Source organism: Blattabacterium cuenoti (assembly GCF_014251695.1).
Taxonomy (GTDB): Bacteria; Bacteroidota; Bacteroidia; order Flavobacteriales; family Blattabacteriaceae; genus Blattabacterium; species Blattabacterium cuenoti_T.
This window is the reverse complement of the sequence record NZ_CP059195.1, coordinates 493,928-518,931: the sequence shown is the minus strand read 5'-3', so window position 1 is coordinate 518,931 and position 25,004 is coordinate 493,928. Positions and strand designations below refer to the sequence as shown.

Annotated in this window: 24 protein-coding genes and 1 tRNA gene; 9 read left to right on the top strand and 16 right to left on the bottom strand. The window is 24.1% G+C overall.

Annotated elements, in window-relative coordinates:
• The first annotated feature begins 72 nt into the window (after positions 1 to 72).
• Positions 73 to 1,422, top strand: coding sequence for a magnesium transporter (gene mgtE / locus H0H62_RS02525; protein WP_185860626.1), 1,350 nt, complete (start codon positions 73 to 75; stop codon positions 1,420 to 1,422).
• Here mgtE and H0H62_RS02520 read toward each other — a convergent pair.
• The gene (locus H0H62_RS02520) at positions 1,414 to 2,415 is read right to left on the bottom strand and encodes an RluA family pseudouridine synthase (protein WP_185860625.1); all 1,002 of its coding nucleotides are present in this window, start codon (positions 2,413 to 2,415) and stop codon (positions 1,414 to 1,416) included. The genes mgtE and H0H62_RS02520 overlap by 9 nt on opposite strands.
• Positions 2,416 to 3,324 carry a PASTA domain-containing protein gene (locus tag H0H62_RS02515; RefSeq protein WP_185860624.1) on the bottom strand — a complete coding sequence of 303 codons (909 nt, stop codon included), beginning with the start codon at positions 3,322 to 3,324 and terminating at the stop codon, positions 2,416 to 2,418.
• A 64-nt stretch (positions 3,325 to 3,388) separates the two neighbouring features.
• Between H0H62_RS02515 and H0H62_RS02510 the strand changes: the two genes are divergently transcribed.
• The gene (locus H0H62_RS02510) at positions 3,389 to 4,375 is read left to right on the top strand and encodes a D-alanine--D-alanine ligase (protein WP_185860623.1); all 987 of its coding nucleotides are present in this window, start codon (positions 3,389 to 3,391) and stop codon (positions 4,373 to 4,375) included.
• Between the two features lie 143 nt (positions 4,376 to 4,518).
• Here the strand turns inward: H0H62_RS02510 and feoB are convergent, their stop codons facing one another.
• Both feoB and H0H62_RS02500 read right to left on the bottom strand, forming a co-directional pair.
• The gene (feoB, locus tag H0H62_RS02505) at positions 4,519 to 6,570 is read right to left on the bottom strand and encodes a ferrous iron transport protein B (RefSeq protein ID WP_238784125.1); all 2,052 of its coding nucleotides are present in this window, start codon (positions 6,568 to 6,570) and stop codon (positions 4,519 to 4,521) included.
• The gene (locus H0H62_RS02500; RefSeq protein ID WP_185860621.1) at positions 6,557 to 6,802 is read right to left on the bottom strand and encodes a FeoA family protein; all 246 of its coding nucleotides are present in this window, start codon (positions 6,800 to 6,802) and stop codon (positions 6,557 to 6,559) included. The genes feoB and H0H62_RS02500 overlap by 14 nt, the downstream gene beginning before the upstream one ends.
• A 62-nt stretch (positions 6,803 to 6,864) precedes the next feature.
• Here H0H62_RS02500 and rseP point away from each other — a divergent pair, with 62 nt between their 5' ends.
• On the top strand, positions 6,865 to 8,205 hold the full coding sequence (gene rseP / locus H0H62_RS02495; RefSeq protein ID WP_185860620.1) for an RIP metalloprotease RseP: 1,341 nt from the start codon (positions 6,865 to 6,867) through the stop codon (positions 8,203 to 8,205).
• On the opposite strand, the gene H0H62_RS02490 is transcribed toward rseP, so the two are convergent.
• Both H0H62_RS02490 and H0H62_RS02485 read right to left on the bottom strand, forming a co-directional pair.
• The gene (locus tag H0H62_RS02490) at positions 8,168 to 8,782 is read right to left on the bottom strand and encodes a 5-formyltetrahydrofolate cyclo-ligase (protein WP_185860619.1); all 615 of its coding nucleotides are present in this window, start codon (positions 8,780 to 8,782) and stop codon (positions 8,168 to 8,170) included. The genes rseP and H0H62_RS02490 overlap by 38 nt on opposite strands.
• Complete coding sequence (locus H0H62_RS02485; RefSeq protein ID WP_185860618.1) at positions 8,779 to 9,570, bottom strand: alpha/beta fold hydrolase; 792 nt, start codon at positions 9,568 to 9,570, stop codon at positions 8,779 to 8,781. The genes H0H62_RS02490 and H0H62_RS02485 overlap by 4 nt, the downstream gene beginning before the upstream one ends.
• Positions 9,571 to 9,644: 74 nt before the next feature.
• On the opposite strand from H0H62_RS02485, the gene H0H62_RS02480 reads away from it, so the two are divergent.
• A complete protein-coding gene (locus H0H62_RS02480) occupies positions 9,645 to 10,418 on the top strand; it encodes a type III pantothenate kinase (RefSeq protein WP_185861012.1) in 774 nt (257 codons plus the stop codon).
• A 21-nt stretch (positions 10,419 to 10,439) separates the two neighbouring features.
• Here H0H62_RS02480 and H0H62_RS02475 read toward each other — a convergent pair whose 3' ends face one another.
• The 7 genes from H0H62_RS02475 to recG form a co-directional block, all read right to left on the bottom strand.
• Positions 10,440 to 10,847: an HIT family protein gene (locus H0H62_RS02475; RefSeq protein WP_185860617.1), complete on the bottom strand. Its 408-nt coding sequence runs from the start codon at positions 10,845 to 10,847 to the stop codon at positions 10,440 to 10,442.
• A complete protein-coding gene (gene greA, locus H0H62_RS02470; RefSeq protein ID WP_185860616.1) occupies positions 10,840 to 11,322 on the bottom strand; it encodes a transcription elongation factor GreA in 483 nt (160 codons plus the stop codon). The genes H0H62_RS02475 and greA overlap by 8 nt, the downstream gene beginning before the upstream one ends.
• Positions 11,323 to 11,677: 355 nt before the next feature.
• Positions 11,678 to 12,991 carry a UDP-N-acetylglucosamine 1-carboxyvinyltransferase gene (gene murA / locus H0H62_RS02465; RefSeq protein WP_185860615.1) on the bottom strand — a complete coding sequence of 438 codons (1,314 nt, stop codon included), beginning with the start codon at positions 12,989 to 12,991 and terminating at the stop codon, positions 11,678 to 11,680.
• A 15-nt stretch (positions 12,992 to 13,006) separates the two neighbouring features.
• Entirely contained in the window at positions 13,007 to 13,609 is a 603-nt protein-coding gene (locus H0H62_RS02460) for a DUF4290 domain-containing protein (RefSeq protein ID WP_185860614.1), read from the bottom strand.
• A gap of 9 nt (positions 13,610 to 13,618) precedes the next feature.
• Complete coding sequence (locus H0H62_RS02455; RefSeq protein ID WP_185860613.1) at positions 13,619 to 14,623, bottom strand: cation diffusion facilitator family transporter; 1,005 nt, start codon at positions 14,621 to 14,623, stop codon at positions 13,619 to 13,621.
• A 6-nt stretch (positions 14,624 to 14,629) separates the two neighbouring features.
• Positions 14,630 to 16,762 (bottom strand): ATP-dependent helicase, encoded by a 2,133-nt coding sequence (locus tag H0H62_RS02450; protein WP_185860612.1) that lies wholly within the window; start codon positions 16,760 to 16,762, stop codon positions 14,630 to 14,632.
• Between the two features lie 11 nt (positions 16,763 to 16,773).
• Positions 16,774 to 18,843 carry an ATP-dependent DNA helicase RecG gene (gene recG, locus H0H62_RS02445; RefSeq protein WP_185860611.1) on the bottom strand — a complete coding sequence of 690 codons (2,070 nt, stop codon included), beginning with the start codon at positions 18,841 to 18,843 and terminating at the stop codon, positions 16,774 to 16,776.
• 61 nt (positions 18,844 to 18,904) lie between these two features.
• Here recG and H0H62_RS02440 point away from each other — a divergent pair.
• From H0H62_RS02440 to ribD, 4 genes are all read left to right on the top strand, one after another.
• Positions 18,905 to 18,979, top strand: a tRNA-Val gene (locus tag H0H62_RS02440).
• A gap of 29 nt (positions 18,980 to 19,008) precedes the next feature.
• Positions 19,009 to 19,206 (top strand): 30S ribosomal protein S21, encoded by a 198-nt coding sequence (gene rpsU / locus H0H62_RS02435; protein WP_185852046.1) that lies wholly within the window; start codon positions 19,009 to 19,011, stop codon positions 19,204 to 19,206.
• A gap of 22 nt (positions 19,207 to 19,228) precedes the next feature.
• Complete coding sequence (locus H0H62_RS02430) at positions 19,229 to 19,987, top strand: shikimate dehydrogenase family protein (protein WP_185860610.1); 759 nt, start codon at positions 19,229 to 19,231, stop codon at positions 19,985 to 19,987.
• Entirely contained in the window at positions 19,984 to 21,012 is a 1,029-nt protein-coding gene (gene ribD, locus H0H62_RS02425) for a bifunctional diaminohydroxyphosphoribosylaminopyrimidine deaminase/5-amino-6-(5-phosphoribosylamino)uracil reductase RibD (protein WP_185860609.1), read from the top strand. Before H0H62_RS02430 ends, ribD begins: the two co-directional genes overlap by 4 nt.
• Here the strand turns inward: ribD and H0H62_RS02420 are convergent.
• Positions 21,001 to 22,044: an acyl-CoA reductase gene (locus H0H62_RS02420; RefSeq protein ID WP_185860608.1), complete on the bottom strand. Its 1,044-nt coding sequence runs from the start codon at positions 22,042 to 22,044 to the stop codon at positions 21,001 to 21,003. The two genes, ribD and H0H62_RS02420, sit on opposite strands and share 12 nt — an antisense overlap.
• A 23-nt stretch (positions 22,045 to 22,067) precedes the next feature.
• Here H0H62_RS02420 and H0H62_RS02415 point away from each other — a divergent pair, with 23 nt between their 5' ends.
• On the top strand, positions 22,068 to 22,403 hold the full coding sequence (locus H0H62_RS02415; RefSeq protein WP_185860607.1) for a 4Fe-4S binding protein: 336 nt from the start codon (positions 22,068 to 22,070) through the stop codon (positions 22,401 to 22,403).
• A 180-nt stretch (positions 22,404 to 22,583) separates the two neighbouring features.
• Here H0H62_RS02415 and lpdA read toward each other — a convergent pair whose 3' ends face one another.
• Positions 22,584 to 24,005: a dihydrolipoyl dehydrogenase gene (gene lpdA, locus H0H62_RS02410; protein ID WP_185860606.1), complete on the bottom strand. Its 1,422-nt coding sequence runs from the start codon at positions 24,003 to 24,005 to the stop codon at positions 22,584 to 22,586.
• 21 nt (positions 24,006 to 24,026) lie between these two features.
• Complete coding sequence (locus H0H62_RS02405; RefSeq protein WP_185860605.1) at positions 24,027 to 25,001, bottom strand: deoxyhypusine synthase family protein; 975 nt, start codon at positions 24,999 to 25,001, stop codon at positions 24,027 to 24,029.
• Positions 25,002 to 25,004 lie beyond the last annotated feature (3 nt).

Here is a 25,004-nt window from a genome sequence, read left to right as displayed (position 1 = left end):
TTTTTATTTTCTTCGAAAATGAATCCAATCATTATAAATAAATACTCAAAAAATTTTTTTAAATAAAAAAAAATGTTTAATGAGGATCAAGATTATTTAAATAACGATAAATTTCTAAATAGTCAAACTGTAAGTAGATTGATGAAAATTATTCATCACAATCCTAATAATGTTGTTAAAATATTTAGTTTTTTAAAATTATATAAAGCAATTTATATTTTTAGAAAATTAGATTTTTCTGTAAAAAAAAAAATTATAAAAGGCTTGCCTTCTATTAAAAAAATGGAATTATTAAATAATCTATCGATAGATGATCGTGTATATTTTTTAGAAAAAATACCCAAAAATTTTTTAAAATATTTAATAAAATATTTAAGTCCAGAAGATAAATATAAAACTTTAGTATCTCTAGGATATCCTAAAAATAGTATAGGTCGTTTTATAATTCCATATTATCTTGCTGTTCAAAAAACTTGGAGTGTACAAGAAGTTTTGGATTATATTCGAAAAGAAGTAAAAAATAGTGATTTTATAGAAATAGTCTATATAGTAGACAAAAAAGGAAAATTAATAAATAATATAAAAATACGAGAATTTTTATTAGTAGATCCAGATACAAAAGTGTCTGATTTAATAAATGGACAGCATATTGAAACTTTAAATATTACAACAGATACAGAGAAAGAAGCTACTAAAATGTTTTCTATGAGTAACAGAATTTCATTTCCAGTTATAGACGATCATAATTATTTATTAGGAATAGTAACTTTAGATGATATTTTTGTAAATAAAAATAGCAGAGAATATTTTCAAAAAAAAGGGGGGATGGAAGCTTCGAATCAATCTTATTTAAATGTTCCTTTATATAAACTTATTAAAAAAAGAGCTGGATGGTTAATTTTATTGTTTATAGGAGAAATGTTGACTACAACAGTCATGCAAAAATTTTCAAGTGTTATAGAAAAAGCTGTAGTTCTTGCTTTATTCATTCCTTTAGTTGTTTCAAGTGGGGGGAATAGTGGTTCTCAAGCTGCAAGTTTAATTATACAAGCAATGGCTTTGGGAGAAGTTAAAATAAAAGATTGGTGGATTGTAATGCGAAGAGAAATTATTTGCGGTTTTTTTTTAGGTAGTATTTTAGGATTAACAGGTTTTATACGTGTAGTAGCTTGGCACAAAATTCATTTATTTAATTATGGAACTCATTGGATATTATTAGGATTAACGGTTTTTTTTTCATTGATTGGAGTAGTATTATGGGGGACTTTAAGCGGAGCAATGTTACCTTTTATAATTAAAAAATTAAGAGGAGACCCCGCTAGTTCTTCAGCTCCTTTTGTAGCTACATTAGTAGATGTTGTTGGATTAATAATATATTTTTCTATATCTTATCTTCTTTTGCATGGAACTTTATTACAATAAAGTTTTTCTACATTTTTGTAGAACGATTTTAAAATCTTCAGGGATTGGACAATAAAAATAACATTTTTCATTTTTTGGATGGATAAAAGAAAGAGATATAGCATGTAAAGCTTGTCTGGTTAATATCTTTAAACAAGTTTTCAAAAATTTTATATTTTTATTTGAACACTTTTTTTTCATAAAAATTTTATCCCCCCCATACATAGAGTCATGAAATAATGGATGTCCTAAATATTTGAAATGAGCCCTTATTTGATGTGTTTTTCCTGTTTTTAGATTGCAAGAAACATATGTTAAATATTTAAACCTTTCTAACACTTTATAATATGTTATAGAATATTTTCCTTTATGAGATTCACTATTTCTAAAAATAGTCATTCTTTTTCTATTTTTAGGATCTCTTCCAATAAAACCAGTGATAATTCCTTTTTCTTCAAGTATATTTCCCCATATTAAAGCTCTATATTCTCTTTGAATTGTTTTTGAATAAAATTGTTTAAATAAATATTTTTTAGAATATTCATTTTTGGCTAAAACTAATAAACCTGATGTATCCTTATCTAATCTATGAACTAACCCACTTCTATATAAATCAAAATTGTATAAGTTTGAGTTTTGAAAATGATATTTTATTCCATGAATTAATGTTCCTCTCTCATTTCCAAATCCAGGATGTACTACCATTCCTGCAGGTTTATTTACTACAATAACATCTTCATCTTCATAAAGAATATCAATATTTATTTTTTCTGCAATAATATTTTTATATTCTAAATGATCTAATATTTTTATATTAGAAATTTCTATTTCTACAAAATCAAAAGGTTTAATTTTATAATTTTTTTTTACAATATGTTGATTTACTATAACTTGTCCTGAAACAGTTAATTTTTGAATTTGATTTCGGCTAATATTTTTTATATAACATTTCAAAAACTTATCAAGGCGAATTTCTTTTTGATTTTTTTTTGCAATGATTTTAATTTTTTTCATTTAATTTGATTCTATATTGTCTGTTTTATTTTTAGAATCTTGTTCTTCTATTTTAATTTTTTCTGTTTTATTTTTAGAATCTTGTTCTTCTATTTTAATTTTTTCTGTTTTATTTTTAGAATCTTGTTCTTCTATTTTGATTAAATGATCTAATAAGTTTTTTGAACTTAACCAAAGTTCAATAGATTTATTTTTATCATAAATAGTTCCAGGATCAGGTTTTTGACGATAGACAATTACATTTTTTTCATGATTTTGTATTGCATGATCATAGTAAAAATTAATTACATGAAATAATTGACTTTTTAAAGTATAAATAGCTGAATATAAAGACATTCCAATAACATTAGGTACTTCAAAATTATTTTTTTCATATCCTTTTCCAATAATTAAAGTGATTCCATCTGGATTAGGAGGAAACCTATATCCAAATGGAATAGATTTTTTTCCGTATAAAACCTTTAAAACAATATTTTTCTTCATATTGTTAATATATCTAATTTCTTTAACGGATATATGATTAGCATGAAGCAATTTTATAACCATTTGTTTGTCTTTATTTATAATATTAGGGAGAACAGATTGGGATGATTTAGAATTAACTTGTATATATATATGTCTTCCTTCTTTGACATGATCCCCAGCTTCTGGAGAAAAGGATATAATTTGATTAATTTTAAAATTAGGATCATAATGTGATGTATCTATATCATATTTTAGACCTATTTTTTTTAAAATAGATATAGATTTAGATAAAGGAAACCCTCTTAAATTAGGTACGACTACATAAGATCCATGTTTTGTATAAACATCTACCCATTTTAATGCCAATTGAGTAATTTTATATAAAATAAATATGGAACTTAAAAAGTTTATGATAAATATTACAAAATATTTTGAATAATTCATGAAAAAAATAAATATTTAATAAAAATGTTTTGACATAAAAAACCAATAAAATTAAAAATAAATAATGAAAAAAATAGCGGTTCTAATGGGTGGATATTCAAAAGAATCTATTATTTCACTAAAAAGTGGAAAAGTTGTTTATGAAAATTTGTGTAGAAAAGAATTTGATCCTTATAAAATATATCTTTTAAAAGATAAATGGTTTATGAAAGATAAAGATGAGGGAAATAAAGAATATTCTATAAATAAACAAGATTTTACTATTTTAGGAATGAAACATCTAAAATTTGATTGTGTATTTAATGCTATACATGGAACTCCAGGAGAAGACGGAGTCTTACAAGCTTATTTTGAGTTATTAAGAATTCCTTATACAGGATGTAATTTTCATCATGCTAATCTAACTTTTAATAAAAAGTATTGTTTAACTTTATTGAAACATTTTGGAATTAAAATAGCTGAATCTTTTTTTTTAAATAAAAATCAAATTTTTTGTAGTAAAAAAATTTTAAACAAAGTAGGGCTTCCTTGTTTTGTAAAACCTAATAGATCTGGATCTAGTTTAGGTATAAGTAAAGTTTATGAAAAAAAAGATTTATTTGATGCAGTCCAAAAGGCTTTTATAGAAGATGAAGAAATTATTATCGAATCCTTCCTTGAAGGAAAGGAAGTATCAGTAGGTGTTTTTTCATTTAAAAATGAAGTGATTGTATTACCAATTACAGAAATAATTAGTCAAAATGATTTTTTTGATTTTGAATCAAAATATTCTGGTAAATCTAAAGAAATAACTCCAGCAAAATTGTTACCTAATATTGAGAATAAAATACGAAAAACAGCAAAAAAAGTATATAAATATCTCAATTTATCAGGAATATCTAGAGCGGAATATATTATTGTAAATGAAGAACCTTTTTTCTTGGAAATAAACACAGTTCCTGGGCTTTCAGAAGAAAGCATTTTTCCAAAACAATTGAAAATAGTTGGAATATCTTTATCCGATGTATTTAAAAACTCCATATATACTTCCATTGAAAAAATGAATAAATAAAAATTTATAATTTACAATTGCATTTTTTTTTGCATGAAAAATTTTTTTTACATAAAAAATCCAATAATTTTCTAAATAAACAAAAAACTGAATATAAAAAAAATAAACCTATTATAATGTATTGCCACATTTCATTTTTTATATTATGGTTTAAATATTTGATATGTTAATAACGAAGCCATATAAGCTAAAAAAGTCATAAAAATAAATTGTAGGATTGGCCATTTCCAAGATTTTGTTTCTTTTCTTATTATGGACAAAGTACTCATACATTGCATAGAAAATGCATAAAAAAATAGTAAAGAAATTCCTGTAGCTAAATTATAAATAGGTTTTTTAGTTATAGGGGATCTTTCTTTTTTCATTTTTTCCTTTAAAAAATTTTCTTTTTCTTCTATATTATATACAGAAATCATAGTACTGACAAAAACTTCTCTTGCTACAAAAGATGAAAGTAATCCTATTCCAATTTTCCAATCGTATCCTAATGGATGAATTACAGGTTCTATTTTTTTTCCTAATATACCTAAATAAGAATGAGGTAATTCTTTTTTTTGTATTATATTCATGATCGAATTTTGATTTGATGAATTTTCTGAAGGGCCAAAGGATCCCAATCCCCAAATTAATATGTTAATCAATAAAATCATTTTTCCTGCATTTATAATAAACGATTTAAGATTCATCCATAGAGTGATCAATATATTTTTTAACATAGGAATTTTATAAGTGGGAATTTCCATTATAAGATGACTTTTATAATTTTTCTTTAAAAATTGATGTAAAATTATTGATACACTCAAAGCAGATATAATTCCTAACATATACATAGCCATGAGGATTATTCCTCTTAGTTGAATAAAATACCATTTTTTATCTGGTATAATTATAGATATAATTAGAGTGTAAACAGGTAATCTTGCAGAACAAGTTATAAAAGGGGTAGCTAAAATAGTAATTAAACGATCTCTGGGGTTCTCTATATGTCTAGCAGATATGATGGCAGGAATAGCGCAAGCCATGCTAGAAATAAGTGGAACAACACTTTTTCCATTTAAACCAAAAGGGCGCATGATTCTATCCATTAAAAAAACAACTCTGCTTATGTACCCACTTTCTTCCATTATAAGAATAAAAAATAGTAAAATAGAAATTTGTGGAATAAAAGATATAATCGTACTAATTGCAGGTAATATTCCTTGCAAAAGAAAATTATTTAAAGGACCAGGAGAAACAGGATCTAATTTTTTTTGTACAAAAGAAAAAAAAAACTCTATAAATTGTTTAGGAATTTCGGCCCAAAAAAAAATACATTGAAAAATGAAAAATAAAAAAAATAAAAAAAGAAAATAACCCCAAAAAGGATGTACAATTAAATAATTATCTATTTTTTTAGAAAATTCTAAATAGGTTTTTTTTTTATCCGGAATTAATTCTGAAACTGTTTTTGATAAAATTTTTTTTATTTCTTCATATCTATCTAATGTTTCCTTAATCTGTAATCTTTTTGGGATAATATTGTATTTTTTTTTTATTTCATGTAATAAAGAGTCTTCTTTTAAAAGTTTTTTGTTATGAGATAAATAAAACCAAGCTTGATAAGTATTTACTTTATAATTATTTTTAACATCGTTAATAGCCAGAGAATAATGTAATCCTGGATTAAAAAAATAGGTTTTTTTTGTTTTTTTATTATTTAAGTTTTTTATTTTTATTTTAACTTTATTCAACCCAATCCCTTTTCTTGCGTTGATCAATACAATTTCTATTTTTAGAATTTTTTTTAATTCTTCTATATTAATAGATATACCCTTTTTTTTTGCTTCATCAAGCATGTTTAATACAAAAAGAACAGGAAACCCTAAATCTTGCACTTGTCTAAGTAAAAGAAGGCTTTTTTTTATATTTGAGGAATCTGCTACTACTATAATTTTATCTGGATAATCTAAATCATTTAGATTGCATAGCAATCTGCAAACGACTTCTTCATATTCAGATGAAGGATATATACTATAAGTTCCAGGAAGATCTATAATTTTATAAAATGTATTTTCAAAACAAAAATGTCCTATTTTTTTATCTACTGTTACTCCTATATAATTTCCAACTTTTTGATTGAGTCCAGTTAATTGATTGAACAAAGAAGTTTTTCCTACATTTGGATTTCCAACAAGCGCTAATTTAATTTTTGACATCATTGATCTGAATAATAGGTTCTATTATGATATTTTCAGCTTCTTCTTTTCGTAAAGCTAAACAAGATTGATCATAGCTTATACATAATGGATCGTAAAAAATAGAAACAAAAAGGATTTCGAATTTTACTCCAGGTAAAATTCCTAATTCTAATAATTTTATGGGAAAATTGTCATTTTTATACCCCTTAATAATTCCTTTTTCTCCTTTTTTAAGATCAGATAAATTCAAAATATATTTTTATTTTGGAATAAAGGTTTAAATTTATCTTTTTTATTTTTTAAATTTGAAAAATGTCATCAATTTTAATTAGATCTATACAATTGCTACTTAGCATTTCTATATTAGTTGTTGTTCATGAATTAGGTCATTTTATTTTAGCTCAACTATTTAAAGTAAGAGTTGAAAGATTTTTTTTATTTTTTGATCCTTGGTTTTCTATTTTAAAAAAAAAGATAGGACATACTGTTTATGGAATTGGGTGGTTACCTTTAGGAGGATATGTTAAAATATCTGGAATGATGATGGATGATAAAGATGATAAAAATATTTTATCAAAAAAAATAATTAAAAATTGGGAATTTCGTTCTAAATCAGCAATTAAAAGATTTTTGATTATTTTTGGAGGAATTCTTTTTAACATATTGTTATCCGTTTTAATTTTTACTTTTTTATTATTTAAATACGGGGAAACTTATCTTCCTACAAAAAATGTTAAATACGGAATAGAAGTTGATTCTTTAGGAGAAAAAATAGGATTGAAAAATGGAGATAAAATTTTATTTGTAAACGGAAAATATGTTCCCTATTTCAATGATATTCCTAGAGCTATTCTTTTTGGAAATTCTATTACGGTAGATCGTATGGGAAATGTTATACAATTATCATTAAATAATAATAAGAAAAAATTTCTTTTTGATAGAAAAGAACTTAATTTTTTTATTAAGCCTCGTGTTCCTCCTATAATCAATGATGTGATCAAAAATTCTGAAGCGGAAAAGTATGGATTAAGAAATAATGATGAAATATTAGCTATAAATTCTGATTTTATTCTTTTTTCTGATCAATTAAAATATTTTTTATCAAAATATAAAAATGAAAACATATTAATATCCATTAACAGAAATGGAAAACTTATTCAAAAAGAAATTTTTTTAAACTCAAAAGGTTTTTTAGGTGTTTATTTAAAAAATTTTATGGATTTAGATCAAATTTTTTTATTTGAAAAAAAGAGTTATTCTTTTTTTGATAGTATACCTCATGGGATAAAAAAAGCTTGGGATGTTTTGAAAAATCAAATTTTTTTTTTGAAAAATGTTTTTCATATTGAAACTAAAGCTTATAAACAAATAGGTAGTTTTTTTTCCATAGCTAAAGAATTTCCATCTAAATGGAATTGGGATATTTTTTGGACTTTAACTGCTACTTTATCCATTTGGTTAGCTTTTTTAAATTTATTTCCTATTCCATCATTAGATGGCGGTTATATATTATTTATTATGATAGAAATGATAACAAGAAAGAAAATAAATGAAGAAATTATTGAACGTTGTACTATTTACGGATTTGTAATAATTAGTTTAATTATGATGTCTATCATAATTTGGGATATTTTAAAAGTTTTTCTTTATTGAATTTTTTAAAGAAAAAAATATGATGGGGAGTAATTCCTATATCTATCAATAAGTCATTTTTATGTATATCTTTAATTTTTTTTATGGGATAAAAAAAACTTAAACCTATTTTAATAATATTTTTTTTACATAAAGGAATAAACCTATCATAAAAACCTTTTCCATAACCTATTCTATAACCTTTTGAGTCAAATATTAATAAAGGGATAAAGATAACTTCAATAAGAGAGATTGAAACAATAGATTGATGCATAGGAATAGGTTCTAAAATTCCATATTTTGTTTTTGTTAATATAATATTTTTATGAAATAAACAATTATACATAGATAATTTACAAAAATTAGAACAGGGGATCGTAACACATTTTTCTTTTTTTAGTAAAAAATTAATTATTATAAACGTATCTACTTCTTTATATTCACGTATGGGTAAAAAAATATGATAATATGTCTTTCCCCATATAAAAAATATTTCCTTTAAATGAAAAAAAATTTCATAACTCATTTTTCTAATTTCCTTTTGAGAAATAGATTTTCTCATATATAAATATTTTTTACGTAATTTTTTTTTATTCATTTCAGAATAGAAAAATCTATAAAATTTTCTAATATTTTTATTATTTCTTTAGGTTGTTCTATGTGCCCCATATGACCTGTAGGTATTGCAAAAAAATAAATTTGATTTCCATTTTTAATTTCTTCATAAATTTTTCTTATATCAAGAATTAAATCGTATAAACCAGCTATATATAATTTTGGAAATTGAGTTTTTTTTAATAAAAATTTTCTATTTTTTCGAATTGCCATTCCTCTTAAAAAAGAAATGACGCTATTAATATGAGTATGAAAAGCTATTTTATTCACAAAATCAATTTCTTCTTGTAAAGAAGATAATTTTTCATTATTAAATAACTTTTTTATACTTGTGGAGATGAATAATGGATAATTGTTAATTGCTAATTGAATAGACTTAATTCGCCTTTTTTTTTTTTCAAGTGGATCTGATTCTGTTGTTGAATGAAGTAAACACAAGCCTAAAAACATTTCTGGATATTTTTCTGCCATAGCTAAAGCAATATATCCCCCCATAGAATGGCCTATAAAAACAGCTTTTTGTATATTTTTTTTTTCTAAAATTTTTTTAACAATTTCTGCAGCTTTTTCCATCGTAAAAACTGCATTTTTTTCTAATGTATAAATACTTTTCCCATGACCAGGAAGATCAATTGAAAGAACTTTATATTTATTAGAAATACTGTTATATACATACTTCCATATTTCTAAATTTTCCATGAATCCATGTAATAACACTATAGGAATTCCTTCTCCTCTTATTTTTAAATTTATTTTACAAATATTAGTCATATAAATGAATATATATTAAAAAAATAATATTTTAATACAAATTACATTTGTAATATTCAAAAATTATGGGAATCATGTTGTTAACAATAAACATTGGAAATTCCAGTATCCGTTTTGGCCTATTTGATAATAATTCTAATTTAGAATGTAATTGCTCGTGGATTATTAATAGTAATCCACATAAATCATTAGATGAATATATTTTGTTATTTAGAAATATATATCAACAATATGGTATTATTCCCAAATTGATACAAAATATTATCATTGGATCAGTAGTCCCTCCTCTGACAAATATTGTGGAACAATCTTTATATGAAATACATAGAATAAAACCTATTGTAGTTGATAGAAACTCAGCCTCTCCTATAAAACATGATTCTCATCAATTAGGGACAGATTTATATGCGAATGCTATAGCTGCATATACATTATATAATAATAATAAAAATACTACTCTAGTAGTGGATTTCGGAACTGCATTAAGTTTTACCTGTATAGATCAATATGGGGTAATTCAAGGTGTTATTATTGCTCCAGGAGTCAATAGTTCTTTAACCGCATTAATTGGAAATACAGCTCAATTATCACAAATTGAATTAAAAAAACCTCCTAGTATATTAGGACAGTATACAGAAACATGTATTCAAAGTGGAATTATATATGGGTATTTAAGTATGGTAGAAGGATTCATAAACAGAATTAATCAAGAACTTAAAACAAATTGTTTTGTTATTGCAACCGGAGGTCTTTCTCATATATATACACCTTTAACGAAACAAATTCATATAAAAGATAAACTACACACAATAAAAGGGTTAAAGATCCTATTTCATTGGAATCATTAAAATATAAATGAAAATTTTCATTTATATTTTTTGAATAGATTTTTTTATTTTTTTTGACAATATTTGAAAATTTTTTGAAGATAAAACCATTCTTTTTTTGAAAAAATTTCCATCACTTTCTTTATCCATAGGAATTAAATGAATATGGACATGAGGAATTTCGAATCCAATAACAAATATACCAACACGATTGCAAGGTATAATTTTTTCTATACCTATAGCTATTTTTCTTGTAAAAGACATAATAGAGATAAATTCTTTTTCCGATAAAGAAAAAATTTTATCTCTATTACTTTTTTTCGGTATTACCAAGGTGTGTCCTATTTTTATGGGATAAATGTCTAAAAAAGCTAAATGATCAGAATTTTCCGCTACTTTATAAGCTAAAATTTCATTATTAATGATTTTTTTAAATATATTATTATTCACTAAATGCTATTTCTAAAATTTCATAATCAAGTATCATTTTATTAGGTAACTTCACATGGGCAATTTGTCCTACTTGTTTCCCAAGTAATCCTGTTGATATAGGAGTGTTTATGGATATTTTTCCTGATTTTAAGTCTGTTTCTCCCTCTGGAACTAAGGTATATATTTGTTCTCCCCCATAGGTCAAATTTTTTACTCTTACTGTAGAAAGAATAGAAACTCTAGTTCTATTAATTTGTGATCCATCTATGATACGCGCATTGGATAATTTTTTTTTTAACTTAGCTATATTCATTTCTAAAAAACCTTGAGCCTCTTTTATGGCATCATATTCTGCATTTTCTGATAAATCTCCTTTATCTCTCGCTTCCGCTATTTGCATAGATATTTTCGGACGTTCTATGTTTTCTAATCTTTCTATTTCTTTTTGTAATTTTTCTAATCCTTCTTTAGTTATATATTCAAATTTTGTCATAATTTTTCATTATTATTTTTCTTCTGATCTTTTTCATTCAATTTATCTATTTATATGATATATAAAGTTATATGATTTTGAAATAATAAATATGTTTCATACATAATAAGAAATATATCATCTTTTATTTAAAAACATTTAATAAAAAAAATATAATATCACATTTTGATTAAATTAAAATTACGAATTTTTGTGTTTTTGTTTTATTTATTTATTTCTATTCTCTCACAAATTGTGAAAAAATAATGATAGTCTATGACTATACATAAATTCATATTTTTTTTTATGAAAGAAAATTGGCTTGTTCGTGTATAAAAGTGAATTTTTTCTATCTTTATATTAAAGAAATATTTTATCATTTTATTCTTATAATATCTGCTCCTAAAATACGTAATCTTTGATCTATATTTTCATATCCTCTATCTATTTGTTCTATATTTCTAATAATACTAGTTCCTTTAGCAGAAAGAGCGGCTATGAGAAGAGAGATTCCTGCTCTAATATCTGGAGAATTTAATATAGCTCCTCTAAGAGGAGATTTATGATTCAGTCCTATAACAGTAGCTCTATGAGGATCACATAATATAATTTGAGCTCCCATTTCAATAAGTTTATCTACAAAAAATAGCCTACTTTCAAACATTTTTTGATGAATGAGAACACTTCCTTTAGCTTGAGTGGCTACTACAGTTAAAATGCTTAATAAATCTGGTGTTAATCCAGGCCATGGAGCATCAGATATTGTTAATATTGCGTTATTTAATGATTTTTTAATTTTATAAGATTTTTGTGATGGAATATAAATGTTATCTTTTTCTTTTTCTAATTTAATCCCCATTTTATGAAATGTATTAGGAACAATTCCTAAATTTTTCCAACTAACATTTTTAATTAAAATTTCAGAAGAAGTAATAGCAGCTAACCCTATCCAACTCCCTATTTCTACCATATCAGGTAATATGGTATGTTCACATCCTCCTAATTCTTTGACTCCAGTTATATTAATTAAATTAGATCCTATTCCTCTAATTTTTGCTCCCATTTTGTTTAATAACCTACATAACTGTTGAATATAAGGTTCGCAAGCAGCATTGTAAATAGTCGTTTTTCCTTTAGCTAGAGTAGCAGCCATAATGACATTAGCTGTTCCCGTAATAGAAGCTTCTTCCATTAAAATATACTCTCCCGTTAGACTATTTTTAGTCATTCTTAAATCAAAATATTTGGATTCATTATGATAATGGATATTACTTCCTAATAATCTCAATCCTGTTAAATGAGCATCTAAACGTCGTCTTCCTATCCGATCTCCTCCAGGAATTGGAATACAAACTTTTCCAAATCTAGCAAGTAAAGGACCTGCAATCATAATTGATCCTCTAATGGACTTTCCATGTTCACGAAATTTTTTTGTATTTAAATATTCTGTATTTATATTTTTGGCTTGAAAAGTATAATCTCCAATTCCATTTTGTTTTACCATTACTTCTAACTCTTTAAGAATTTGTATCAAACATTTAACATCTCCTATTTCTGGAATATTTTTAATTCTTAATTTTTCTGAAGTTAGTAATACGGCGCATAATACCTGCAAAGATTCATTTTTAGCCCCTTGTGGTTTTATTTCTCCTTTTAAAGGAAATCCACCTTTTATTTTAAAAGACCCCATTATAATGAAACTTTTTTATACTTTATTATTTTTAAAAAATTTTTTTTTATATTTTAAAATATGAGAACATTGTAATAATGGATCAGTATTTTTCATTAAACATATTTTTCCTTTTGAAAGTTCTTTTAAATCTTTGAATATTACATCATCTTCCACTATATTTTTATTCCACCTTAAGTAGTTTTTTTTCATTGTATTAGCAATAGCATAAAATAATCCTTCTTTTTTTTGCGTATCTTTACAACGTATTGCTGCGTGTATCATGTTTCTTATTATTTTTCCATAATATCTAAAATTAGTTAAATACTCAGGGTATACTACTTTTTTGTTACAAAAATTCATTTTTAAGGGTTCTTTTTTGTTTTGGAAAGGAGTATCAATATCTAATTGATATTTAGACATAATCAATAATTGATTCCATAGTTTATGTTGAAAAAAATGAATTGACTTATTATGAAATTTAGGATTAAGAGACCCCGTCATTAATTTAATAATACCCCATGCACAACGGTTTCTTTGTTTTCTGTTTTTTATTTGTATAGCATAGTCTATCATTTTATGAATATTTCTTCCATATTCTGGTATGACCAATTTTAAACGATTAGTATTGTATTCCATAATATTTATTTAAAATTTAATATTATTGTTTTCATAAGACGTTTTATCTAAAGTCCAAAGAATTTTTTGTTGAAAAATATTTTTTCTTACTTTACAAAAACGGTTAAAACAAAGTGTACAATGATTATTAGAACAAGCTTCAACATGAACCGATAGTTCTACTTTAGATCCAAATTCATTTTTAGTTAATTGAGTTAACTTTTTAACTTCTTGATTAGCTTTTTTTATATTAAAAAACCATGGAACGGTTAGATGACAATCTATATGCAATGCACTCCCATATTTAATGATTTTTAAATTATGAAGATCGATCCAATGAATATCTCTTTTTTCGTTTAGGTAAAACGATAATTTTTTTAAAAGTTTTTTATCAGATTCATCCATAATTCCAGCTGTAGCATTCCTCAATAATTGGAATCCTGTATACAAAATAACGGATGAAAAAACCATAGAAATCATAGGGTCTATCCATGTACATTTGGTAATGTTTAATAAAATCAATCCTACAACTATACCAAAAGTAGAATACGTATCTATTTTAAGATGTTTTCCGCTAGCTATTAATGTTAAAGCCCCATTTTTATGTCCTATTTTACAGGCTAAAAATCCTAAAAAATAATTAATAATTCCAGTAAAAGACATCAAAAGAACACCATAATCTAATCTAGATAAAAGAATTCCATCCATGTTATCTTTAATACGTATAAAAGTATTAATAAAAATAGTAATTCCTACTATAGAAATTAAAACCCCTTCTATAGCTGTTGATATAAATTCTATTTTACCATGTCCATATGGATGATTTTTATCTTTAGGTAAAGATGATATGTAAAGGCTACATAATCCAACAAAACCGCTAATAATATTAATCAAACTTTCCATAGCATCACTAAATATAGAAAGTGAAGAAGTAATATGCCAAGTAATGAATTTGATAAAAAAGAAAATAATTGCTACAAAACAAATTATTTTCTGAAAATTAAGATTTAATTTAATTTTTTTTGAATCATTCATGAATTGTTAGTAAATAACAAGTTTATCCAATTTTAGAAAAATTCTTTTTTCTCCCGATTTCTGAAATTTGATTAAAGCTATTTTATTTTGATTTTGTAATTCTACAATGGTTCCTACTCCGAAATTTTTATGAAAAACTTTTATTCCTTTTTTAATTTCTAAATATTTAGAATTTTCATGATTAAAATGATTCAAAGAATGAATTTCTTTTTTTTTGGATATATATTTATGATTTTCTATATCAATAAAATTTTTATTAAGTTCGTTAATAAAACGACTAGGGATATTTTCTTTTTTTTCACCCCATATAAATCTATACTTAGCATAAGTAAGCACTGCTTTTTTTTGTGCTCTAGTTAAAGCAACATAAAATAAACGACGTTCTTCCTCTATTTTTAACTGATTTTCAAAACTAGATTTTGATGGAAACAAATTTTCTTCTAATCCTGCAATAAAAACAATGGAAAATTCTAATCCTTTGGATAAATGAACTGTCATTAATGACACTTTATTCCTTTCATTTTTTTTATGATTGATATCTTCATTTATTTCTAAATAAAAACATTGTAAAAAACCAAATAAACTTGTATCTCCATTATTTTTTAATTTTTTTTGTTCTTTAACGTATTGAAATATATGATCAAGTATATATTTAAAATCTTCATGATTATAATTGTTATAATTTTTTTTTAATAAAAAATTAAGCAATTTTTTCACTACTATGTATGCATTATCTTGTGTTGCGTTAACACGTAATTTTTCTATTGTAAAAAATAAACTTGTAAATTTATTTATTGTTTTATTATTTATTTTCAATAAATGTTTATAATTTTCAATATTTTTTATTACACTGTAAATTGTATTTTCTTTTTTTTTAGATAAACTTAATATATTTTTTAATATTTTTTGATTTACTTTTTTTATAATGCGTAATAAAGATGCTTCATCATTTGGATTGACAATAACTCTTAAATAAGCTAAAAGATCCCGAATTTCCTTTCGTTTAAAAAACGAAATGGAACCATATATATGATATGGAATGTTTTTCTTTTTTAGATAAGATTCTATAATATGTGATTGTATATTTGCTCTATAAAGAATCGCAAAGTTTTCAAATTGTAAATTTTTTTTTCTTTTTATTGATAGAATAGAAGAAGCAATATATTGCGCTTCTTCTGATTCAGAAGAAGCGCAATATATTTGAATTTTTTCTCCTTTTTCATTATTTGTCCATATTTTTTTTATGATTTGATTTTTATTAAAAGAAATAATGCTGTTAGAAGCTTGTACTATATGGTTAGTAGAACGATAATTTTGTTCTAAACGAAAAATTTTAGCATTATGATAATCGATATGAAAATTTAAAATATTGGAAATATTAGCTCCACGAAAAGCATAAATACTTTGAGCGTCATCTCCTACTACAAAAAGATTTTTATGCATAGAAACTAAATTTTTTATAATAGTATATTGAGATAAATTAGTATCTTGATATTCATCAATTAATATGTATTTAAATTTTTTTTGATACTTTTTAAGTACATTTGGAAAATAAAGAAACAAATGATTGGTATGAAGTAATATATCGTCAAAATCTAATGCATTTGCTTGAAAACAACGTTTCATATAACATTTATAAATTTTAGTAAAAAATTCTAATTTTTTATCCTTTAATTTATTATTATATAAATAATACAAATTATTTTTATACTTAGAAATTCTGATTCTTATTTCTTTATAATTCAAGGATATATCTATGTTTATATCTTTTAATATTTGTTTTATGACATTTTCTGAATCCTTATGGTCATAGATAGTATAATTTGATTTGAATCCTAACCAATGAGATTCTTTTCTTAGAATACTGGAAAATATAGAATGAAAAGTTCCTAGTGTTATTTTATGAAAATCTATTTGTTCCATTATCATGTTAGAAATACGATTTTTCATTTCTTGAGCAGCTTTTTTGGTAAAAGTTAAAGCCAATATATTAGAAGGAGATATTCCTATATTTTGAATCATATGAATAATCCGGTGTGTAATAACACGAGTTTTTCCTGATCCTGCTCCAGCAAGAACTAGTATGGGGCCATTAATAGTTTCTATAATTTTACGTTGAGAACTATTTAGAGAATTCATGGGGTTACTCATTATTTATAAATTTCCCATTTCTTTTTATAGTTTTCATAAAAAATATTTTTTGTATTTTTTAAAAAATTAGGATTTTTCTGAAAAAAAATTTTAGCAATTGGAAAAACTTCTTTTATTAATTTATAATCTTTTACCAAATTTATAATACGAAAATAATTTTTTCCACTTTGTTTAGTTCCTATCAAATCTCCTCCTCCACGTAATTTTAGATCTTCTTTAGCAATTTCTAATCCTTTATTTGTTTCACACATTTTTTTTATTCTGAAAAGACCTTCTACACTGATCTTATGATCAGTAATAAGAATACAGTAACTTTCGTGAATCCCTCTTCCTACTCTTCCTCTTAATTGATGCAATTGAGATAATCCGAAAAAATCTGCATTTTCTATTAAAATAACTGATGCGTTAGGAACATTAACTCCTACTTCTATTACTGTAGTTGCTATTAAAATTTTAGTTTTTCCACGTAAAAATCGGTTAATTTGTATATTTTTTTCTTGAAAATTCATTTTTCCATGCAAAATTCCAATTTCATTTTCAAAATTTTGAAACCTATATTTCATCTCCTGATATCCTTTCATTAAATTTTGATATTTCATAGAAGTATTTATGGTGGGATATATAATATAAATTTGCCTCCCTATTGAAATTTGATCTTTCACTATTTTAAAAGCTTTATCCCTATTTTTATTCCAAAAATGAATAGTTTTAATAGGTTTTCTTCCTAAAGGCAGTTTTTTTATAATAGAAATATTTAAATCATGGTAAATAATTTTTGCTAAAGTTCTAGGGATAGGGGTCGCTGTCATAATTAAAATATGAGGTGGTTTATCATCTTTTTTCCAAATTTTCTCTCTTTGTTCTACTCCAAAACGTTGTTCTTCATCTATTATTGCTAATCCAAGATTTTGGAATCTAACTTTTTCTTGAATTAAAGAATGTGTTCCTATTATAACAGAAATTTTTCCTGTTAATATTTCATTATAAAGAGATTTTCGTATAGAATCCGAAATAGAACTTGTTAATAAAGCTATTTTAATTCCAATTTTTGAAAACATTTTTTTTATAGAATAATAATGTTGTATGGCTAAAACTTCAGTAGGAGCCATCAAACAAGTTTGAAATCCATTATCTAAAGCTACAAGCATCGATAACACAGCTATGATAGTTTTTCCACACCCCACTTCTCCTTGTAATAATCGATTCATTTGGATAGGTTTTTTCAAATCATTCCATATTTCTTTAAATACTTTTTTTTGTTCTTCTGTTAAAGGAAAAGGGATAAAATATTTGTAAAAATCATGAAAATTTTTTCCTAATTTTGTAAAAGGAGAACTATAGGCTACTTTTTTTTTAGATAAAAAAAATAGTTTCAATAAGAATAACTCTTCAAATTTTAAAGAATGTTGTGCTTGTAATAAGGAGTCTAAAGATTCTGGAAAATGAATTTGAACTAAAGCTTTTTTTCTTGACATTAATTTTTTATTAAGAAAATCTTGAAAAAAAAATTCATTTATGTTATTTTTTAACTCTTTTATGAGATTTTGTAATACATTAATCATAAAAGAATTATTGATTCCTTTTTCTTTTAAATTTTTAGGAATGGAATATACAGGAAATACAGAATGATTCTTTATTGAAGAATGAAATTCTTTAATATTTGGATGAATGATTTGAATTTTATTTTTAAAATATTTAACTCTTCCAGAAACTATAACTGTGATGTTTTTTGTTATATTTTTTACAAAATTATTTTTTTGAAACCAAACTAATTCAATAAAACCTGTTTTATCCTCCAAATATGCTATTAACATTTTTCCTTTTTTATTTTTATAGTTTATTTCTTCAATCTTAGTTATTTTCCCTAGTATTTGTATAAAATTATTATTATTATTATTTGATAATTCTGATATATTTTTTAATGTAGATATATGCATATATCCTTTAGGATAAAAAAAAAGTAAATCTTCGTATGTATAAAGGTTTAATTCCGTATTAAATAAATAAGCTTTCTTTAAACTTAATCCTTTTAAATATTTTATAGATTTTTTTATAATATTGCAGGACATAATAAAAATAAATTATAATCCGTTATATATCAAAAAATACTTAATTTTGTTTGATTTTAAAGGACATTTAGCTCAGTAGGTTTAGAGCACTACTTTGACAGAGTAGAGGTCATCGGTTCAAATCCGATAATGTCCACAAAAATTGTTCATTTTATTTATTTTTTTATGATTTTAATTACTACTGTTAGAGAAGGAGAATCCATTGATAAAGCTTTAAAAAAATGTAAAAAAAAATTTGATAAGACTAGAATTCTAAAAGAGTTTAGAGAAAAACAACAATATATAAAACCTTCTGAAGGAAGAAGAAATGAGATTTTGAGAGCAAAATATAGAGAACGTATGAAATTAAAAAAAGAAGAATAGACTTCATATTTTTTTATAACATATGACACATGAAAAAATTAGGATTTATGGTCTGATAGGAAAAGATATTAAGTATTCTTTTTCTAGAAAATTTTTTTTAAAAAAATTTAAAAAAGAATCTATTATCAATATAGATTATAAAATTTTTGATATTCCAAAAATAGAAAATGTATCATTTATATTCCAAAATCCTTATTTAAAAGGATGTAATATAACTATTCCTTACAAAACAAGTATTATTCCTTTTTTAACTAAAATTATGCCTGAAGCAAAATCTATAGGATCCGTAAATGTAGTAAAAATTACTAATAAATGTAGAATTGGATTTAATACTGATGTTTTAGGCTTTGAATATTCTTTTAAAAAAGATTTAAACCGGTTTGTAAATAAAAAAAATTTAAAAGCATTAATTTTAGGGACGGGAGGAGTTTCTAAAACGGTTTCATTTGTTTTAAATAAATTACAAATTCCATATCAATATGTTTCTAGAAAAAAAAATAGAGGGTATTTCATTTATGAAGATATAAATAAAAATTTATTGAAAGAATACAAAATTATCATTAATTGTACTCCTGTAGGAACATATCCTAATATAAATTTATGTCCATCTTTACCATATCAATATGTTTCTTCTGAACATTATTTTTATGACCTAATTTATAATCCCAATAAAACCTTGTTTTTAAAAAATGGAGAAAAAAAGGGAGCTTTAATAAAAAATGGATTAGAAATGTTATATCTTCAAGCTGAGGGATCTTGGAAAATATGGAAAAATTTATGAAATATAAAGAAATTTTCATGAGAAGAGCCATACAATTAGCTAAAAACGGATTAGGATTTACATCTCCTAATCCTATGGTTGGATGTGTTATAGAAAGAAATGGATTAGTTTTGTCAGAAGGATGGCATTACAAAAAAGGAATGTATCATGCTGAATTTTTAGCTATTCATAATGTAAAAAACGAATACTTATTTCTTGATTGTACTCTATATGTTACATTGGAGCCATGTGTTCATTTTGGAGAAACTTCTCCTTGTGTTGATTTGATAATTAGAAAAAATATACCAAGAGTAATAGTGGGGATAGAAGATCCTTGTGATAAAGTCAAAGGATTAGGAATAAAAAAATTAAGAAAATATGGAATAGAAGTTATAGAAAATGTTTTAATAAATCAATGTAGAATTTTAAATAAACGTTTTTTTACTTTCTATGAAAAAAAACGTCCTTATATCATATTAAAATGGGCACAAAGTGATGATGGTTTTATATATTCAGAAAATCAAAAAAATAATTGGATTAGTGGAATACATGCTAGACAACTAAATCATAAATGGAGATCTGAAGAAGATGGAATCTTGGTAGGAAGAAAAACAGTATTAAATGATAATCCAAAATTAAATGTTAGAAAATGGTTTGGGAAAAATCCTATCAGAATTTTCATTGATCAGAAACTAAGCATTTCTAATTCTTATTTCATTATGGATGGATCTCAACATACTATTATATTTACAGAAAAAAGTGAAGAAAATCAAAAAAATATAGAATATATTAAAATTTCTTTTAAAGAAAAAATAATAAATCAAATATTGAATTTTTTGCATAAAAAACAAATACTATCTTTAATAGTGGAAGGAGGAAAAGAAACTTTAGAACATTTTATAAAAGAAAATATTTGGGATGAATCTCGCATTTTTGTATGCGAAGTTGTATTAAAAAATGGATTAAAAGCACCTGAAATAGAAGGAATCATATCAAAAAAAATAAATTTGGATAAAGATAAACTTATTATTAAATTATCGATTTAAAAATTGAATTGTATCGATTTCATCTGCATAATCTTCTAACTTTGGATATTGTGTTTTACCAAAAAGTATTTCTTTCTCTAAAAAATTTTTAGATACTATACATTGTATATGATTCTTGTTTTTTAAAATTATTTTTTTTAATTTATGGAAATTATCATAAAATTCATAATATACTACAGATATTGGACTATGATAATTTTTTTCTTCTTTAAAAAGAATAAAATGATTTTTTTGAAAAGAAACTTTATTCATAGTATAAATGGATAGATAATATTTATAATTATCTATATATTTATAATTTTTTGTAATATATTCGGATATAAATGATTTTTTTAAAATTAAATGAACATCATAATGATGAGGTATAAATATTTTTCCTACATTTCTACACCCTCTTCCTGAATAAGTTAACATATCTCTATTTAAAGAAATTAATTCCTTTTCTGTTTCAGTCCCTTGTAACACTGCTATAGAGGTTCTACTTTTTCTTAGTAAAATAGGATTTTTTCGAAAAAAATATTCAAAATAACGGGCAGTATTATTGTTTCCAGTGGCTATTACATAATCAAATTTTTCATTAAAAATGTTATTTGTAAATTTAATTTTATTTTTTAATATTGGGTTTTCATGTATTATGATTTTACATAAAAATGGAAGTAATAAATTATCTTCTTCAGATAATTTGATTATAATTTTATGTCCTGATAAAATAATACACAAAAAATCATGAAATCCTACCATTGGGACATTTCCAGGCATAATAACAAGAATTTTTTTATATTTTTTTTTTGTCAAATAATATTTACTCATCCAACATTTTAACTTTTCTTTTTTAAGAGTTTCTCCCCATTGATCAAATGTTATTAATAAATCTTCTATTCTAAACCAACTATTTTTAATAGTTACTTTTTTAAGAACCTTTTGAAAAGAAGGAAAAAACTTTTTATAATATTTTGATAAATACTTATCATGTGCATAAAATTTACTAACTTCTCTTAAGAAGGAGCCTAACTTATCAAAAGTTTTAATCATTATTTTTTTTAATTTTTAAATAAATGGCCATAAAAATTACAAACAAATGTATAAATTGTGGGGCTTGTGAACCGGAATGTCCGAATACAGCAATTTATGAAGGAGGAAAAAAATGGAGGATGTCAGATGGGACTTCTTTGAAAAAGAATAAAATATTGGATTCAACTATATTTCAAAAACCCAAAAAAAAAGATATATATTTTGTTGTTACGGAAAAATGTACAGAATGTGTAGGATTTTATGACGTACCACAATGTGTTATAGTTTGTCCAGTTCAATGTTGTATTCAAGATAAAAAAAATTTTGAAAATAAAGATAAACTTATGAAAAAAAAGAATTTTTTACATGGAGGTCATTAATCAATGAATTATGAGACTAAAAAAAATACAATATAAATTGGAATTCCTTATTCCAGAATGAATATTAAAATTTCTCCCCCTATCTTATTTTTTCTGTTTATATGGTGTTTTTTGTATTTAAATTTTTTATTTTTTAAAAAAAAATAGGAAAAAAAATTATGAATTTGAATTTATAAATATTTAGATATGTATAGTGCGATTCTCAAAATTAAGTTGAGCTGCTTCTTTAAATGCTTCACTGAGAGTTGGATGAGGATGACATATTCTATATATATCCTCTGAAGAGGATCTAAATTCCATAGCAACAGATGCTTCCATAATCATATCTGATGCATGATCTCCAATTATATGAACCCCTAATATTTCATCTGTTTTTTTGTTAGAAATCATTTTTAAAAAACCATCTGTAGAACCACTTGTACGAGCTTTTCCTAAGATTTTCATAGGAAAAATTCCTATATTATATTCTATTTTATCTTTTTTAATTTCATTTTCTGATTGTCCAATACTGGCTACTTCAGGATAAGTATAAATTATTGATGGAATTAAATTGTAATTTAATTTGTTTGGTTTTTGTCCCACTATATGTTCTATTACATATAACCCTTCTTCTTCAGCCTTATGAGCCAACATTTTTCCTCCTATAACATCTCCTATAGCATATATGTTGTTGATAGAAGTTTGTAAATGATCATTTACCAATATGAATCCTTTTTGATTTATTTCAATTTTTATATTTTCCAAGCCTAGATTTTTTGTATACGGAGTTCTTCCTATTGATAGGAGACAATAATTTCCTATGAAATTAACGTTATTTCCATTATGATCTTTTGCAAGAATAGATATTTCTTCATTATTTTTTTTAAATGTACTGATAATAGATAGAGAGGTTTCTATTTGAATTCCAGATTTTTCTAAAATTTTTTTCATTTCTTGACTTAAAGAATCATCCATATTTGATATTATTTTATCCATAGTTTCTATGATAGTAATTTTGCTTCCCAATCTATTAAAAATAGAGCCTAATTCTAATCCAATTATCCCTCCTCCAATTATAATTAATTTCTTTGGAATTTTTTTTAAGTTTAGAGCTTCTGTAGAAGAAATAATTTTATTTTCTATATCAAAATTTAAATGGGGTAAACATAAAGGTTTAGAACCTGTGGAAATTATGCAATATTGAAATTGTATTTCTTTTTTTTCTTTCAATAATTTTCTATTTGTTATAGATAAAATATTTTTTGTTTTAAATGAACCTATTCCTTGATACAAATCAATATTGTTTTTTTTTATTAAATATTTTATCCCATTATTAATATTTTTTATTATTTCATTTTTTCTATCTATCATTTTCCTAAAATCAAAAAATAATTCTTTAAAAAAAATTCCATGCGAAGAATAATTATTTTTAGCTAATGAAAAATATTTAGAAGAATCTAAAAAAGATTTAGAAGGAATGCACCCTACATTTAAACATGTTCCGCCTAATTCTTGATACTTTTCTATAATAGCAGTACGAAGACCCAATTGGCTAGCCCTAATAGCGGATATATATCCACCTGGACCAGAACCAATAACAACAAGATCATATAAATTATTCATGACATTATATTTAATATTAAGTTACATATTTAATATATATGCAAAAATAAGCGGAGCCACTATAGTTGCATCTGATTCAATGATAAATTTTGGAGTATCTTTATCAAGTTTCCCCCAAGTAATTTTTTCGTTAGGAATAGCTCCAGAATAAGATCCATAACTGGTTGTGGAATCAGAAATTTGACAAAAATAAGACCAAAACGGAGTAGGATGAAATCCTATATCTTGAGACAACATAGGGACTACACAGATAGGAAAATCTCCTGATATTCCACCTCCAATTTGGAAAAACCCTATTTTATGTTTGATTGATTCTTTTTGATACCATTTTGCTAAAAATAGCATATATTCGATTCCGGTTTTTACAAGAATCGGTTGAAATAGTTTTTTCATACAAAATGAAGCAAAAATATTTCCTATTGTACTATCTTCCCATCCTGGGACTATTAAGGGTATATTTTTTTTTGCTGCAGCTAATACCCAACTATCTTCTGAATCTATATTGTAATAGGGTTCTAAAATATTTTCTAATAATAGTTGATAAATATACTCATGAGGAAAATAACGTTTTGATTTTTTTTTAGCTCTTATCCATACTTTTAACATATGTTTTTGTAATTCTTTAAAAGCTTGTTCTTCTGGAATACAAGTATCTGTAACTCTATAATATCCTTTTTTTAAAAAATTTTTTTCCTCATAAGGAGTTAAATCTCTATAATGAGGGATTTTTTTGTAATGAGAATGAGCTATTAAATTTAATATATCTTCTTCTAAATTAGCTCCTGTACAAGAAATGATGTGAACTTTATTTTTTCGTATCATTTCAGATAATATTTTTCCTAATTCTGCCGTACTCATTGCTCCTGCTAGTGTAATCATCATTTTTCCGTTATTTTGAATATGATATTTATATGCTTTAGCTGCTTCTGATAAAGTTAAAGCATTGAAATGAAGAAAGTATTTTTTAATAAAAAAAGTAATAGGAGAGTCTTTCATAAT